Source organism: Hoeflea prorocentri, assembly GCF_027944115.1.
GTDB lineage: Bacteria > Pseudomonadota > Alphaproteobacteria > Rhizobiales > Rhizobiaceae > Hoeflea_A > Hoeflea_A prorocentri.
Genome location: NZ_JAPJZI010000001.1, coordinates 4,450,463 through 4,466,377, shown reverse-complemented (window position 1 = coordinate 4,466,377; position 15,915 = coordinate 4,450,463). Strand labels below are relative to the sequence as shown.

13 protein-coding genes are annotated in these 15,915 nt (G+C 57.9%); 5 read left to right on the top strand and 8 right to left on the bottom strand.

Features of this window, described 5'->3' with window-relative positions:
- Positions 1–20: 20 nt before the first annotated feature.
- Both OQ273_RS20965 and OQ273_RS20960 read right to left on the bottom strand, forming a co-directional pair.
- On the bottom strand, positions 21–887 hold the full coding sequence (locus OQ273_RS20965) for a YjjW family glycine radical enzyme activase (protein ID WP_267992871.1): 867 nt from the start codon (positions 885–887) through the stop codon (positions 21–23).
- Entirely contained in the window at positions 859–2,394 is a 1,536-nt protein-coding gene (locus OQ273_RS20960; protein WP_267992870.1) for a YjjI family glycine radical enzyme, read from the bottom strand. Before OQ273_RS20960 ends, OQ273_RS20965 begins: the two co-directional genes overlap by 29 nt.
- A 208-nt stretch (positions 2,395–2,602) precedes the next feature.
- Between OQ273_RS20960 and OQ273_RS20955 the strand changes: the two genes are divergently transcribed.
- From OQ273_RS20955 to OQ273_RS20945, 3 genes are all read left to right on the top strand, one after another.
- Positions 2,603–3,439, top strand: coding sequence for a helix-turn-helix transcriptional regulator (locus OQ273_RS20955; protein ID WP_267992869.1), 837 nt, complete (start codon positions 2,603–2,605; stop codon positions 3,437–3,439).
- Positions 3,440–3,519: 80 nt separating this feature from the next.
- The gene (locus OQ273_RS20950; protein WP_267992868.1) at positions 3,520–3,864 is read left to right on the top strand and encodes an MmcQ/YjbR family DNA-binding protein; all 345 of its coding nucleotides are present in this window, start codon (positions 3,520–3,522) and stop codon (positions 3,862–3,864) included.
- A gap of 172 nt (positions 3,865–4,036) precedes the next feature.
- Positions 4,037–4,189: a DUF3096 domain-containing protein gene (locus OQ273_RS20945; protein ID WP_267992867.1), complete on the top strand. Its 153-nt coding sequence runs from the start codon at positions 4,037–4,039 to the stop codon at positions 4,187–4,189.
- Here OQ273_RS20945 and OQ273_RS20940 read toward each other — a convergent pair.
- Genes OQ273_RS20940 through OQ273_RS20925 form a run of 4 tightly spaced genes read right to left on the bottom strand, consistent with a single transcriptional unit; the run spans position 4,186 to position 7,890 of the window.
- Entirely contained in the window at positions 4,186–4,527 is a 342-nt protein-coding gene (locus OQ273_RS20940; protein WP_267992866.1) for a hypothetical protein, read from the bottom strand. The genes OQ273_RS20945 and OQ273_RS20940 overlap by 4 nt on opposite strands.
- Positions 4,528–4,543: 16 nt before the next feature.
- Positions 4,544–5,179: a hypothetical protein gene (locus OQ273_RS20935; RefSeq protein ID WP_267992865.1), complete on the bottom strand. Its 636-nt coding sequence runs from the start codon at positions 5,177–5,179 to the stop codon at positions 4,544–4,546.
- 10 nt (positions 5,180–5,189) lie between these two features.
- Positions 5,190–7,430, bottom strand: a complete 2,241-nt coding sequence (locus tag OQ273_RS20930) for a xanthine dehydrogenase family protein molybdopterin-binding subunit (RefSeq protein ID WP_267992864.1) — start codon at positions 7,428–7,430, stop codon at positions 5,190–5,192.
- A 1-nt stretch (position 7,431) separates the two neighbouring features.
- Positions 7,432–7,890 (bottom strand): (2Fe-2S)-binding protein, encoded by a 459-nt coding sequence (locus OQ273_RS20925; RefSeq protein WP_267992863.1) that lies wholly within the window; start codon positions 7,888–7,890, stop codon positions 7,432–7,434.
- A gap of 142 nt (positions 7,891–8,032) precedes the next feature.
- Between OQ273_RS20925 and OQ273_RS20920 the strand changes: the two genes are divergently transcribed.
- On the top strand, positions 8,033–8,596 hold the full coding sequence (locus OQ273_RS20920) for a TetR/AcrR family transcriptional regulator (protein ID WP_267992862.1): 564 nt from the start codon (positions 8,033–8,035) through the stop codon (positions 8,594–8,596).
- Between the two features lie 151 nt (positions 8,597–8,747).
- On the opposite strand, the gene OQ273_RS20915 is transcribed toward OQ273_RS20920, so the two are convergent.
- Entirely contained in the window at positions 8,748–10,259 is a 1,512-nt protein-coding gene (locus OQ273_RS20915; protein WP_267992861.1) for an alpha/beta hydrolase, read from the bottom strand.
- Positions 10,260–10,291: 32 nt separating this feature from the next.
- Positions 10,292–12,592 carry a methyl-accepting chemotaxis protein gene (locus OQ273_RS20910; RefSeq protein WP_267992860.1) on the bottom strand — a complete coding sequence of 767 codons (2,301 nt, stop codon included), beginning with the start codon at positions 12,590–12,592 and terminating at the stop codon, positions 10,292–10,294.
- A 430-nt stretch (positions 12,593–13,022) separates the two neighbouring features.
- Between OQ273_RS20910 and OQ273_RS20905 the strand changes: the two genes are divergently transcribed.
- Positions 13,023–15,911: an ATP-binding protein gene (locus tag OQ273_RS20905; protein WP_267992859.1), complete on the top strand. Its 2,889-nt coding sequence runs from the start codon at positions 13,023–13,025 to the stop codon at positions 15,909–15,911.
- Positions 15,912–15,915 lie beyond the last annotated feature (4 nt).

Genomic DNA, 15,915 nt, shown 5'->3' with positions numbered 1-15,915 from the left:
TGAAACGCAAGGCCAGCGCTTCAGAGCCAGACCGGCGGTGTGACCACATTGTTCAAACCGCTGGCGCGCAGCATATTAGCGGCAGCCACAACACCTGCCTTCGTCATCTTCGGCCAGTCTCGCGCCCGGCCGCGCACCCCGTGATGCTGGAATGCGTTGAGTTTGACACGCTGATCACGACCCAGCGAGCGGACAAAACCCTTCAACCGGGTCAACTCCGCCGGCGTATCGGTTTTGTCCGGGACCATCAGGTAACGCAGCTCGTGGAGCTTGCCGGCCGCGTATGTGATCCGCGCAGAAGCCAGGCTCTTTTCATTGCCGCGCCCGGTCAGTTCACGGTGAAGGGCCGGATCGAACGCTTTGATATCGAGCATCACGCCATCGGTCACCGGCAAAAGCCGGTCCCACATTTTCGGGCCGAGGTGCCCGTTGGTGTCGATAAAACGGCTAAGCCCAGCAAGCTCGGGATCGTCTTGCATAGCCCCGAAGAGGTTGATAATGAATTTTGCCTGCAGCGTCGCCTCACCGCCGGAGACCGTGATGCCGCTCAGGAACGGCCGGTGATCACGCAACAATTGAAGCACGTCTCCGACACCCATGGTTCGGACCATCGGATTGGCGCTGATCGGGCAGGCATCGAGGCAGGCGTCACACGCATCGCAGGCATCGGCATCAAAAGCGATCCGCCCGTCCTTCAAAGACAGGGCCTTGCTGTGGCAGGCGGCGATACAGTCGCCGCAATGATTGCATTGTCCGACCGTATGGGGATTGTGACATCCCGGACAGGCAAAATTGCACCCTTGCAGGAACAGGACGAGCCTGTTGCCCGGCCCGTCTACACAGGACCAGGTCAGGACCTTACTGACGTTCGCCTGTGAGACGTTCATTTGCGACCACCCGCGGTTTGCGATCAAGGATGCCGGTGACATTGGCAGCCTCTGCACCGAGCCCGGTTGTGTTGATACGCGAGCCCTGATTGTCATTGTGGCGCGCCACATCCGACAGGCGAACCATGTATCCCGTCACCCGCACCAGGTCGTTGCTGTCGACATTGGCGGTAAATTCTCTAAAACCGCTTGCCAGCGCACCCTTGCACAGTTGCAGAACCGCTTCCGGATTGGCCTTGACCGTCTCGTCCAGCGTCAGGATTTCGCTGATGCCGGACGGATAGTAGCAGTGGTGGGGCGCCAGCGCTTTGACATGACTGACGGGATCCGGCTCGCTTCCATAGGGGATACGAACCCCCGGCGTCGCGTTGCTGTCGTTGCTGAGGCCGGCCTGCGCGTGCAGCATGGCACGGCCACGCCAGACATTTTCCAGCGGTTCCGCCTCGACCAGCTCCGCAAGGCGCGCCGAGATACGGTAGCCGAGCGTATTGGCATCGTCATCCAGGCCGTAACGACCGGCCAGCCCGGCTTTGTCCTGCAGCAGGTTGACCGCTTCGGCCATGGCAAAGATGCCGAACATTGCAGTAAACCGGTCCCGCGCAATCCACCCCTCATCAACCAGGAAGCTGCCGAAGAAGCCGGACTGATTGAAGAGGTAGTCGACGCGGCTGCGGATGAGGCGGAAATTGAGCGATACGTAGTGGGGAAGCATCTCATTCAGGAAGTCTTCCACATTGCGCGCCCGCATCGCCACTTCGCGCAGGTTGATCCGGGTCAGCGTTGAAGCCCCGCCAGCAAGCGGCAGCGCATTATAGCAGCTCACTATGCCATAACCCCGATCGTCGAACACCGCCGCATGGGTCGGGTGATGAGCAACATGCGGTTTCGAACAGGCAACGATATTGGCAGCGGCCTCGGCCAGAATGCTCTCGCTGCTGATCTGCGGGTCGTAAAGGAATGTCAGGTTCGGCGCCACCTGCTTGAGTTCCGCATCGACGCGCAATATGGCCCGCGCCACCCGATTGTCGCTCGGGCCGATATTGGCATGCATGAAGGCGTCGGGAAGCACCCGGTCGAGATAGCGCCAGAACAGCTTGATCTTTGTGTAGAGCGCCTCGTCCGACACGCCTTCCGTAAAGGGCAGCAGCAAATCGTCCAGTTGCCCGATATAGACCGGTATGCCAGTCACCGAGGGAACATGGTGATAGGCGATCATCAGCGTGTTGACTGCCTCGTCCAGCGTCTTGGGCACCGGCAGTTCCAGCCATTCGCTGCCGGATTTCAGGACAACCGAGTAGTCGGGCAGAACGTAGCGCGGCTTATAGGGCGCGTGTCCCTCATACATGTCGCAGATGACCCGCTCGTCGAGTGCCTTTCGGGTCTCCGCATCAAGAGCCGGATAATCCAGCATGTTTTCGGCGGCAACCGCCAACTGATGGGCTTTCTGGGACGGGTTCAATGCCGGATCGTTGACGATATCGCGCAATGCCGGGTCAATCTGTGTCATATCCACGCTCTCCCACATTCGCCTGACTTGCTCGATACCCGTCGCCAGCGTTAATGATGATGGATAAATTCAGCGTCATTTGCGGGCGACGATTTCGAGCGTATATGGCCATGAGTGCATTGTAACGCGGGACAAAGACGTTTTGGAATGGACCAAAATCGCAATATGATGGATAATAATCGCATCATTGATTCAGCGCTGAGACCCGATGCTGAGACGCAACGAGGACATCTACTTCTACACGCCCGGGCGCCGCGCTGAGGCTTTCCCCTATCAGGTCGTGGCCGCCGGCAGGACACGGGCGGCCCCGGACGAAGCGCCCATAAGGCGCCGGTTCAACCAGCATGTCCTTATTCTGACACTGGACGGAACCGGCCATCTCGAGGTCGGGAACCGCGTGTTTTCAGCGACGGCGGGGTCTTTAACCTGGCTGGATACATCGGGCGTTTATGCCCATTGCTGCGCGCCGGGCCTCAGGGACTGGTTGTTTTTGTGGATGGGCGTGCGCGGATACGGCCTCGACAGGATATTCGACTTCACCCGGGCGCGGGCAAATCCGGTTGTCCGGCCCGACAATGCCGCAGAAACCGCAACACAGTTCGAGGCCGTCATTGCCCGGCTGCAGCAAACGGCAACGGATATGGATGCGCAAAACAATCTGGTGGTCTCGCAACTGGTTGCCTGCTTCACCCAACTGCGGGCCGGCGTCGGCGAAGAGCCGCCCGAAAGCGCCATTGACCTTGCGATGCGCCGTATCCGGTCCGACCTTAAGCGCAATTGGCGCATTTCCGATATGGCTGAACTCGCTGAGCTCAGCCCTTCGCAATTGCACCGGCGATTTCGGGTCGCCACAGGTACATCGCCGGTCGACTGGTTGCGGCGGGAGCGCATCACCGCGGCAAAGCGGTATCTTGTCGAGACGCAGGACCGTATCGCACCCATTGCGGCACGCTGCGGATATCCGGACCCCTATCATTTCAGCCGGGATTTTCGCCGCATTGCCGGGCAGTCTCCGAGCGCATTCAGGAAGACGCAAGGCAGATAGTGACGGAAGGTCGGTGCCAAGGGTTGGCTCCGCCCTTCATTTGATGGAAAATCAGACCACAAGATTCGGGAGATAAAGGCATGAGCAGAGACCGCGTCAACGCCATCTGCAAACGCTTCCCCGGCGCCGAGGTTTCCGACCCATGGGGCGGCGGCCACGATGCCTGGAAGATCGGCGGCAAGATGTTCGCCTGCATCGGCGCAAAGATCCCGGGCGTCTCGGTCAAGACCGACAGCATTGAAACGGCACAGATGCTGATTGATGCAAATGTCGGCGTAAAGGCACCCTATTTTCATCGGTCGTGGATCAACCTGCCCTGGGAAACCGACGAGGACGAGCTTCGCTACCGCCTTGAGAACTCCTACAGGCTGGTGCGCAAGAGCCTGACAAAGAAGGCGCAATCGGCACTCGCTCCATTCGACTAGAGGTCTCCAAGGGACGCTGTTGCGATGACCGGAGGCATTTGGTGGGGATTGCCGGCACCGCCCGATTCCGTCATTCGCCCGCTTCAGGTACCATTAAGCTGTCCTCTGGCCGCGTTGGTTGGGCCGGGTCCGGTCGCTTCGACCGGATAAAACAAACCGAGGAGAATGGGCTATGGAAATCAATGTCGTCACTATGCAGCCGCTGATCGCACTGATCGCGGGCATACTGATCCTGATCGCCCCGCGCATCCTGAACTATGTGGTGGCCTTTTACCTGATCTTGTTTGGCGTTCTGGGCCTTTGGCCGAACATCTTTGCAGGTTAGGCCGGCTGCTGGCCCCGCCAGATACTGATGGCGATAAGGGCAAGGATGACAAGATCAAAGGCAATGAATAGCCATGTCAGCCACGCTGATGCACTGAAGGGGCCGGCCGTCATATAAGCGCTCAATGCGCCGATCAGGGTAATGATGAATGCAAGATACCGGATCCAGCGGATCCGGTAGATTAAGGCTGCGCCCAAAACAATGTAAGCCGCGCCGAACGGGATGTGCCGGACCGTTTCATCGCTCCAGCCGTCAATGGTCCATGCAAGAAAGTGCAGCAATCCACTGACTACAAGCAGCTGGCCGGCAAGTTTCAAACCCTTCGCAAACGCATCCACAGAGCAGTCCTCCGGCTTACTCGGTCGGGCACGGCGTTCCCGCCGCCGCCCACTTCATCAACGCATCCATGGTTGCCTGCAATGAATGCGGCGCGGGTTCGCGATTGCCTCCGGGCTCCCAGGCCCAGTGCAGGATAAGGTCGTGATCGAGATGTGCCGCAACCTCCTTGATTGTGCGGTTGCCGTTGCGTTCCGGGTCCTTGAGCTGCTCGCAGACATAGGCAGACGACTTGCCGAACCATTCGGCCTCTACCGGTGCAAGCTGCCAGGTCATGGAAACCCGCGGCGCCGCATGTGGTCTGTCATTCGAAGCCGAGGCCATACCCTCCACATCGGTGTGGCATGTCGAGCAGAGCAATGTTTCGGCGCCGATCCGACTCTCGCCCGCATTGATGTTCATACCGTGAGGCCGCGTGCGCCCGTAACTCGGTCCCGACCACATGGGCCGGTTGTCCGCGCCGACATGACAGTTCGAGCAGCGCGGATGCGAGGCAACGTCATAAAAGAGCTGCCAGTTCGCCAGCCCCTCTTCGAAGGATACGGACCCTTCGGCAAATTCATTGAGAACCCGGTCCGTTCCGACCGGCTCGGCCGCCAAAGCCACCGAACCGAAGGCCGCAAGCCAGATGGCGGCAAGTGCAGATGTCTTCACGATAGCGCCCTCACACAAAGTCGACATGCTTGTTGAACGGCATTTCACGAATCCGCTTGCCGGTCGCGGCATAAATCGCATTGGCGAGCGCCGGCGCGGCGGGTGGAACGGGCGGCTCACCGATCCCGCGAATCTTTTCGCCATTCTCAAGACCACGCACTTCGATCTGCGGACACTGGTAAAGCCGCATGCCCTCAAACGCGTGGAAATTGGTCTGCTCGGCCACGCCGTCGGAATAGGTGATCTCGCAGTTCATCGCATGGCCGAGGCCCCAGATCACGCCGCCCTTGACGAGATTGTCGAAGTTGACCGGATCGATTACCCGTCCGACTTCGGCTGCGACATAAACTTTGTCGATGCGGATACCATCGTCCGTATCGGTGACCTCGACCACCTCGGCGGTCGAGACACCAAACGACATGCAGAAGGCAACGCCGCGACCGCTCTTCGGCCCGAGATCGCTGCCCCAGTTCGACATTTCGCCGACGGCCTCCAGCACCTTGCGCGAATTATCGTGCCACATCAGACGGATGCGCTCTTCCAGCGGATCGGCTCCCGCGGCAACGATCAGCTCGTCGAGGAAACAGTCATGGAAGAAACCGTTGGACGATGCACCGACCGATCGCCAGGAGCTGATCGGAGCAAGCGCCGGCGCGCGGTAACCCGTCATGCGGTAGTGGGGTATGGCAAAGGGCTGATCCCACGCGCCGGCGATGATTTGTGTATCGGGCCCGGGAAGGGACAAGTTCTGCCGGCCCATTTGCGAGGCGATCACCGACGGCATGGCAATGCCGAGATCATAGGCCTCGACCTTGCCGTCTTTCACCGTGCCCTGACCCCGCGCCATCGCAATCTGACGCGGGAAATCATGGATCATGTCCTCTTCGCGGCTATAGACCAGTTTGACCGGTGTGCCTTTCATCTGCCGGGCGATTTCGACCGCCTGCTTGACCACTTCATCCTCAAGACGGTGTCCGAAACTGCCGCCGACATAAAGGACGTGTATGTGAACATCCTCGGCATCCAGTCCGGTCATGCGCGCCACATTCGACTGTACGAATCTCGGAATCTGCGTACCGGTCCAGACATCCGCCCGGTCGTCAGTCACGCGGACGATCGCGCTGATCGGCTCAAGCGGAGCGTGCGCAAGATAGGGCGCACGATATTCGGCTGCGATCACCTCGCCTTCGGCCAGCGCTGCCTCCACATCGCCATCGTCGCGATTGCGGGCCTCAATCTGATCGTCATTGAAGGAATTGGACAGTGCCTCCCAATGGCCATCCATTTCCGCCGGATAGGGCGCTTCACCCCAGTCAAAGGTCATTGCGTCGGCGGCCTGGAAAGCCCGCCAGGTATTGTCGGCGACAACGCCGACGCCGCCCGAGACCGGTACGATCTGTTTCACACCGCGCATGGTTTTAGCGGCACTGGCATCGTAACCATTCATTGCGCCGCCCTGGCGCGGATTGAGTTTGACCGTCGCGTAGACCATTCCGTCGACCCTGAAATCGACGCCATAAGGCAGCGTTCCGGTGGATTTTGCCACTATGTCGTGCCGCTGCATCGGCTTACCGATCAGCCGCCACTCGCTCGGATCGCGCAATTCGACATTGGTAACCGGCTTGATCTTTGCTGCGACCGGGGCAAGCGCCATATAAGTCAGCGTCGTGCCATCCGGCATGAGCACAGTGCCGTTCCCGGTCTTCAGCTGGCTGACCGGCACACCGGTCTGCTGCGAGGCGGCCGCCTTGAGCGTCTCGCGTGCCACCGCACCTGCCATACGCAATTTGTTGTAGCCGTCGGGCACGGATGTCGACCCACCGGTCACCTGCATGCCGAGGAACTTCATCAGCACGTCCATGACACCGCGCACCGATTCGGCCATGAAACTGTCATCGGTCGAACGGAAAGGCGCACCTTCTTCAGACAGGGCGGTGTTGTAATAGGCCGGGCTCGGCCGGCCGGGATCAACCTTTACCTGATCCAGTTCGATATCGAGTTCTTCGGCAATCAGCGCCGCCTGCATGGAATAGGCGCCCTGTCCAAGATCCGTGCGCGGCGTGATCAGCGTGACGCCCTCGGCATCGATCCTGACGTAAGGGGTTATGGCCGCCCCGTCGGCGGAAAGATCCGTCATCAGCGGATTTTCGCCGGGGCGCCGGTACATGTAAGTCCCGAAGGCAACGCCCCCGGCGACCGCGATGGAGCCGATGAGAAATGTCCGGCGGGCAATGGTTGCAGCGCGTCCCATATCAGGCACTCCTCAACGTTTTTGCCGCCGTCTTTACGGCTTTACGAATGCGAGGATAGGTTCCGCAGCGGCAAAGATTGGCCGACATCGCAAGATCGATATCCTCGTCGGTCGGGTCATCATTGAGATCAAGAAAGGACGCGGCGGCCATGATCTGGCCTGACTGGCAATAGCCGCATTGGGCCACCTGATGCTCCACCCAGGCTGCTTGTACGGCATGCAGCGCATCCGGCGTTCCGAGGCCCTCGATTGTGGTGATCTCGCCATCGACCGCGCCGGCCGGCAACTGGCATGACCGAACCGCCATGCCGTCCACATGGACCGTGCAAGCGCCACACTGCGCGATTCCGCAGCCATATTTGGGGCCGGTAATGTTCAGTTCGTCTCTGAGAACCCACAAAAGCGGCATGTCTTCTTCAACATCCACTTCATGGTCTATTCCGTTCACCGTCAGCTTCATGGGACAGGCTCCCTTTACAGATTGGGTATCGGGCGCTTTAACTCACCGACGAATTGTCTCTCGGGGGAGTGGCAGCAATATCGCAACAGACGCCCTGTTGGACTGATATTGACATTACGACACAAATTGTCAAGTTGTAAAAATGGACGAAAAAGAAAAGAAAATCGCAAAAGTCGCGATCGACCTTTTATCACGCTACGGCGTGCGCAAGACGACCATGGGGGATATAGCATCCGAGGCGGGCATATCCCGGCAAACGCTTTATGCCAGCTACTCCAACAAGGAAGAGGTTCTGGCGGCAGCCGTCCGTTACATGACGGACAACACCCATGAGGCGCTCACGGCGGACTGGCGGACGGATGAGACGATATCGGACAAGCTGGACACGTTTTTTCAGCACAGTGTTATCGAATATTACGACATTCTCAGCAGCATGCCGGACAGTGAAGACCTGATAACCGGCTACAACACGGTCGGCAAAGCCGAGCAGGAAAAGGCATACGACCGAAAAAAAGACATGCTCGCGGACCTTCTTTCACCCTATGAGGCAAAGCTCGCGGCCAATGGTCTGACGCCGGCGCAGTTCGCCGATTTCATCGTCACCGCCTCGGCCAATCTCAAATATACCGCCAAAAGCCGAGATCACCTGTTGAGCCTGCTCGCTTCATTGAAGAAGTCCACCCTGGTAATAATCAGGGGCGATTAGGGGCTGCCCGCCGGAAATTACCCGGCTAATCGCCTTCCGGAAGTCTCGGCCACCAGATTGACGGAAGCACTTGAGATCACGGCATGATGGACCAGCGCGGAAAAAACGGCCGCACCGTTGGCAGCAAGCCGCGAAGCCTTACTGAGCGTGGTCAATAAAATGTCTCAAAACTCAGTTCTGGAACACTATCCAGGCATTTTCTGTGCGGTCTTTCTCGGGAGTCTCGAAGAAAGTCCAGCACAATCTGACGGGCACAATCACTGCTTGATAAAATGTCGTGTCCGAGCGTGGGAAACTCAAAGAGAAAACTGTTTTCCAATCCCGCCGCTGCCATTCGGGCCTGATATGGAGGCGTAACCGCGTCTAGTTCACCGACCAGAATCAATGCGGGTATCGACGAAATGAGTTTCTTCCGCTCCGATCGATCAGCCCGTTTGCCTCTCCAGATATTGCATGCCGGTAGACCCCAACTCTCCATTTCGGCCCGTTCAAACTCATTTTCGATCCCGCAACCATCGAAATCCGCCGGCAGGTCATAACAAAACGAAGAGTAATGTGCGCCTGCACTGAAATCCTTGTAAAAGCCAAACTTGAAATAGAGCTCAATCAGCCAGCCAAATGGGAAACCTTCGGGGTCATCAACCGCGTTAATATATGCGGGTATCCAGCCCTGCATGTCATGCCAGCTCATGGCTTCCCGCAAGGCAGCCAAATAGAGCTCGTCATCGACGACAACTGACTGAACAATCGAGTTATCGGAACCGGCGGAGAAGGTCACATCTACCGGGCTGTTTGATAGGTTTTTAACGCCGTCAAAGAAGCGACGTTCAAGATCCGGGTACCTGGAAGCGCATTCCGTGGATTTTTGGCAAGCAGAAAAGTACTTGTTAAGCGTACGCCTTAGCGCCAGGGTATGCGCTATATTTGACGTAGCCTCCGGCGGATATACTGAATCCAGAACAACGTCGGCAACAAGTTCCGGAAACTCTTCCATTATCGTCATTGCATACGTCGTGCCGTAAGATATCCCATATAAGGATATTTTGTCCGCGCCGAGCCCTTGTGCCAGCACTCGTATGTCATGGGCGATCTGATGGCGGTTTACAGACGCCACATCGATCCCTTTTCGAGCCAGATCATCCCGGCAGGCCTTCCACAAATCCTCAATCTTTATAGGTTCTGCGGCGGCATTGGATCCGGTTTGCGTCAGACCATACAACTGAGTTGGATCATTTAACGCAGGACACATCATTGACGGCTTGCTTGCCCTCGAGCCCCGCATCTCAATAACAACAAGCTCTCGGCGAAAGAGGATTTCAGCGCCGAAGTTCATCCAATGACTGACATCTTGTGCGGTCTGAATATGGGAGGTCATTCCCGGGCCGCCGGTCAGGTAGATTAGCGGCGGCTTTGACTTCGCGCCCTTTGTCAGGTGAATTCGAACGACCGGCAGTTCAAAAAACCTTCCGTCCGGGTCAAAATGATCGACCGGAACCCGCAAAATGCCGCAACTGACCTTGCGGTCCCGCGAAGAACCGAACCAGCATTCGGTTTTCGCAAAACCGGACACCGTATCCGCTTTGGCGCCGGGGAAAGAAATCAGAAAAAGCCCTAAGGCAATCCTGAAAATATGACCCACGAACCCGTAGCGGCTACAGCGCAAAATACGCTCCTATCCTGAATTCTGGAGCACCCTCAACCGGCAAGGCGATGCCCTGCAGGCTCTGCCACTGACCCGTCGGAAGACCCTGCGTCAGCGGTGTCACCAGAAAGGCTGAACTCACCCGCCAATGCGGAAAGACCGGCGGAATCATCGGCAAGTTTATGGATGACGGCATTGGTTTCTTCAACCATGGCGGCATTCTGCTGTGTCATGCGATCCATCTGCACGACAGCCGAGTTGACCTCCTGGACACCCGTGAGCTGTTCCTTTGAGGCCTGCGCAATCGTCGCAATCCGGTTGTTGATATCGGCAACATGCTGCGAAATCTGATCGAGCGCCTGCCCGGTGGCCTTGACGAGAGAAACGCCATTGCTGACCTCGCTTCCCGATCTGGTAATCAGGTCCTTGATTTCGGTGGCTGCGCCTGCGGCCCGTTGGGCAAGTTCCCGCACTTCCTGGGCAACCACGGCAAAGCCCTTGCCGGCATCGCCGGCCCGCGCCGCCTCAACCCCGGCATTAAGCGCCAGAAGGTTCGTCTGAAAGGCGATCTCGTCGATCACGTTGATAATATTGGAAATCTCAGATGACGCCTTTTCAATGCCTTCCATGGCCTCAACGGCCTCTACAACGACCGAACTGGATCTGTCGGCATCGTCCTTGGCGGCGTTGGCCATCTGCTCGGCCTCGGCGGCCCGTTCCGAGGTTTCACGCACAGTAGACGTGATTTCTTCAAGCGCCGCCGATGTCTCTTCCAGAGATGCCGCCTGCTGTTCCGTCCGGCGTGAGAGATCGTCGGCTGAGGCACGCATTTCCCGGGCGTTGCCGTCAATCGATCCGGCGCCGTCCTGTATCTGGTAGAGCGTGGAGTTCAGATGCACCACCGTCTTGTTGAAATCGACACGCAGACGGTCGAGGCTGTCCATGAACGGCTCATCCAGCCGTACCGTGAGATCGCCATCCGACAGGCGCTCCAGACCACCTGCAAGAGCATCGACGGCTGTCTGCATCTGCTGTGCTTCTTGCGCCTTGTCAGCCGCCCGCTCGGATGCTTCGCGCTCAGAGGTAAGCCGGGTTTCCTCCGCTTCGCCCTCTAGCCGCCGCTTTTCGATGGCCGCCTCCTTGAAGACGGCAACCGAGCGAACCATGTCGCCGATTTCATCCTTGCGGTCCATATTGTCGATGTCGAAATCGGTACGCCCCTCACTAAGCTCACGCATATTGGCGACGAGCGCGTTGATCGGCCGGGTAAGATTGCGTGAAAACAGCAATGCGCCGGCAAGAGAGACAGCCAGAAGAACAAGCGATGCAAGAATGACGATCTGGCGCATGGAAGCCACGGCCTCGCCTGCTTCACGACTGTCGACCAACGCGGCAACAACCCAGCCGGCATTGAGGAAGTCGACGCCTGCAAAGGCAACCTTGGCGCTCATGTTCTCACGGTAGCTGTCATCCACGCCGGAAACAATCTCACGCCCAACGAGCTGGCTGAACTGGGCAGGATCAAGCTTTACGACGCCGACATCGTTTGTTTGTGTCAGCGGAGAGTCGGTAAGAAGATAACCCTTTGAATTGATCAGGACGGTTTCGCCGGTCTTTCCAAGTCCGGTCCTGTTGTTCATGATCGCCCCGATACGGCCGGTCGGCAGCGCCACGATGAACGCGCCTTTCGTCTCATCTCCGACAATCACCGGTTTGGCGACAAAAGCTGTCATCGACTGCTCACCTGGCGCATAGGGCGCATAGTCAACGAACGCCACACCATCGCCATCGCCTTTTTCAAGCGCCTGTTTTTGCGCCTGTGCCAAAAGCGTATCCTTCCATGCCGCATCCGCGAGACTGACGTTGAAGTCATCTTTCTTTTTCAGCGTATAGACGACCTGGCCGTCCGCCTTCACCAGGAAGATGTCTTCAAAGCCGTTCTCCTCGGCGATTTTCGCAAAGACCGGACCGAATTTGCCTTCGTGGTTGAGATAGATGCTCGCGCCGCTGGCCCTGCCTTGCGCAGCCTTTTCGTCAAGGCTGAGATTCGGATCGCTCACCAGGTCGCGAAAGGCATTCTCCATACCGTCTTCAACCATCGTCAAGGCGATCCCGAAAAGGTTGAGTGCAGCAGCAACGTCCTGCGTGACGGCAATTTCCTCAATGTCCTTTATAGTCGCCTCTAGGTATGTCTCGATCTGATTGCGCCGCCCGTCCGATATTGCCGACAGCTTCTCGCTATATTCACGGGTAAGCGCATTGGAGCTGATCATCATACCGCCGATACTGGACGCTGCGATGGAAACGACAGTCAAAATGGCGGCGGCGAGAGGCAATTTCCGAGAAATGAGCATCAGAAGATATCCGGAGAAAAATATAGGAAAAAATGCCGAGCGGCGGCCGGATCAAATGCTTCATGCGAGTTCGCGGTATAAGTGCGAACGACCGGCAAAGCACAAGTTAAGAGGCAATTGCAAAAGATCGATTAACACGCATGCCGACATTTGGCGGCGTCCTGGAGCCGGTGCCCTTCCTGTTGTGTGTCAGCTATCCCGGCAATCAATGATACGCCGGACAAACTGCGCCAAACTGTCACAAGCCGCAAAAATTTGATATATTTGGTAATTAGGGTCAATAATTGCAGATGAATGATTATGGCGCGGGAGCACCCGGCTTTCATCCGAAGGCCGGGTGCCCTGATAGCCGCATGCATATGTTTGGATCATTTCCGGGTTTGAGCGTGCGTCGAATATGCCGGTTTCGGGGGCATGCGCAGTGCATTTGATGGCGTATCCAGAGCGTAGTGTCGTGACCGTCATGGTCGTCGATGCAGTCAGTTCTACCAGTCGAATAGCCACCGTTGACCCTGATGATGCACAACTCATGGTGGATAAAGTCCTCGATCACATCCGCACGGAAGTCGAACGGGCCGGCGGGTTGCTTGTCAGTTTCGCCGGGGACGGCGGAGTGGCGGTGTTCGGCTGGCCTGATTCAATGGAAGACCATGCCGATCGCGCCTGTGATGCGGCATGGAACATTCAGCACTACGGTGACAGGGGCGAGCCGATCCGTGATCCGGTCTCCAACGTCGTCCAGTTTCGGGTCGGCATTCACTCCGGTCTCGTGGGATTGCGCAATCTGACGCTTGAGCGCAGCTCGCAGATCGACCTTGTGGGCGGCACGGTGCATCTGGCCGCACGGCTTGAGAAAACCGCAGAACCGGGAGAGATTTTGCTCAGCGGGAAAACCCTTGAGCTTTGCCGCTACGATCAGAAGTGCGGTCCGCGGCCGGATCTGCAGATACTCGACGAGATCGGCTCAAGCGTCTTCACCCTGACGGCGCTGGCGGACCGCACGGCGGGCAGGGATGTGATTCAGCAATACAAGCTGCCCATTGTCGGCCGGGATCGCGAACTCTCCATGCTGCGCGACACGATCAAGGTCGGTATGGCAAAAAATGGTGCACTGGCGATCATCGGAGAACCCGGGATTGGCAAGAGCCGCCTGGCGGCAGCTGCGATCCACGAGGCCTTGTCCAATGATATTGCCGACCGGCTCGTGGTGTTCCGCGGTGATATGCAAAAGCGCATCACGCCCTTTGCCGTCATGCAGGGCCTCATTCTGGATGCTTTGAATCTGGACGACCAGGCGTCACGACAAGAGATCTGGTTGGCGGCCGAAGCAGTGGGCGTAAAGCCGGACGCGCTGTCAGCCCTTGATGCCATAGTGAGTTCGGAGAGCAGAAGCCCCTCCGGCAGCACCCCGCATTTGTCCTTGAAGGAAACGGCAACTGCCCTTGTCCGCACCTTCCGCAATCTGGCAATCAGGGGACGGACCGTGCTGCTCGTCGAAGACCTTCATATCGTTGACCCTGAAAGTCAGCTTTGTCTTGAAATGCTGCAGGACATCAATGACAGCCGGACCCTTTTTCTCCTTGTGACCGGACGGCCGGAGGCTGCTTACGACGCACAGCAGATCACCGATGCCGTCATGCGCCTCGAACCCATGGACCGCGCGCATATGCGCCAAATGGCCCATCAGCTCATCGCGGGGTCAGCACCTGAACATCTCAGCGTTGAGAAGGCGCTGGACCAGGCCGACGGCATTCCTTTTGTTCTGGAACAGTTTTTCTGCTCGATCGATTCGGACGATCCCGAGTCCATTCATTCGGTTCCCCATGGCGTGCAGTCCATGATCCATGCCCGGTTAAATCGTCTCCCGCGCTCGGCAAAACATTGCGCCCAGGCTTTGAGCATCCTTGGCGAGGAAGTCGATCTCGATTTTGCGCAAAAGGTGCTCGGAAAAGACGGCGGACAACTCGACGCTGAAATCGATACGCTGGAGAAACTTGCCATAGCAAGCCGCATGTCGCGGCGAACCGTCCGGTTTCGTCACGCCATCATAGCCGAGGCCTGCTCGATCACGGTGCCGCGTGCACGGCGAACCGAGATACATCGCTCGGCAATCGACATCATCACACAAACCTATCCGGACCTTGCCGGACAATATGAGCGCCTCGTATTCCACGCTGAATCAGCCGGAGACGACGAGCTGGCACTGGATTATCTGTCACGCGCCGCAGACATGGCACGACGAAATTTTGCCGGCAAATCATTACAGCTTCTGTTCGAACATGCACTTGAATGTATCGAGCGCATCGGCGAGCCCGCCGAAAAGAAATTTGTCGACCTCACACTGATGGTGTGCCCGACCATGTTGCAGCTTGGCGAGTTTTCCAAGATGCATGACTACCTGCCCCGTGCCATGGCACTGGCGATGAAGCAGAACAGGATAAACAAAATCTGTGCCGCCAAGTGCAATATTGCCATGATCGACTGGTTCGAAGGGCGTTACAAACAGGGTGCGGCCACCGTGACCGAGGCATTGGAGATGGCGCGCGAGATGGATTCGCTGCCACATACCTTTGCCGCGCAGCATCTGCTGGCCGTGCTCAACCACGCCACGGGCGATCTTGCCAAGGCGATTGAACTCGAACGCTCGCTCTGCGAACAACTGACCGGTGACGTCGAAACCGCACGGCTTGGATCCGCTGGCATTCCCGGCGCCATATCCCGCGCGTTCCTGGGCTGGTTTCTGACCGACACGGGAGCCTATGAGGAAAGCCTGGAATATGGCAGGCGGGCCCTGGACATCTCAAGGTCCAGCAAGGATCCCTACACCGAAGTGGTCGCACTCAACGCGCTTGGCCGCACGCTCATCATGATGGAGCGGTACAAGGAGGCGGTTGAAACCCTGAACGCGGCAATCGCCCTGATCGAGCGCCACGGTTACGATGCGCCCAAACCGCACATAATCGGTCTGCTGGCCATGGCGATGGCGCGCAATGGACAGGCTGATGAAGCGCTTGAGATGGCGCAGGACTGTTTCAACAACGCATTGCACCTGCGCACGGGCCGGTTGGAAATCTTCTATCTCTATGCCGGCTATGCAGAGGCGCTGTTTCACTCCGGTGCCGTTGAACGCTGCATTCCGGCAATTGACCAGGCAATCGCCATCGGTCGCGGCATCAACAATCCCGGCCTGACGGCTCAGGGACTGGCCATCAGGGCAAAGCTCACGGCACAGATCAATCCGTCAAGCCCGCTGCTGAGCAAGGATATCGACGAACACCGCGCTCTATGCGAGACGCATGGCTTCAAGGCGCTGGCCTGACCTG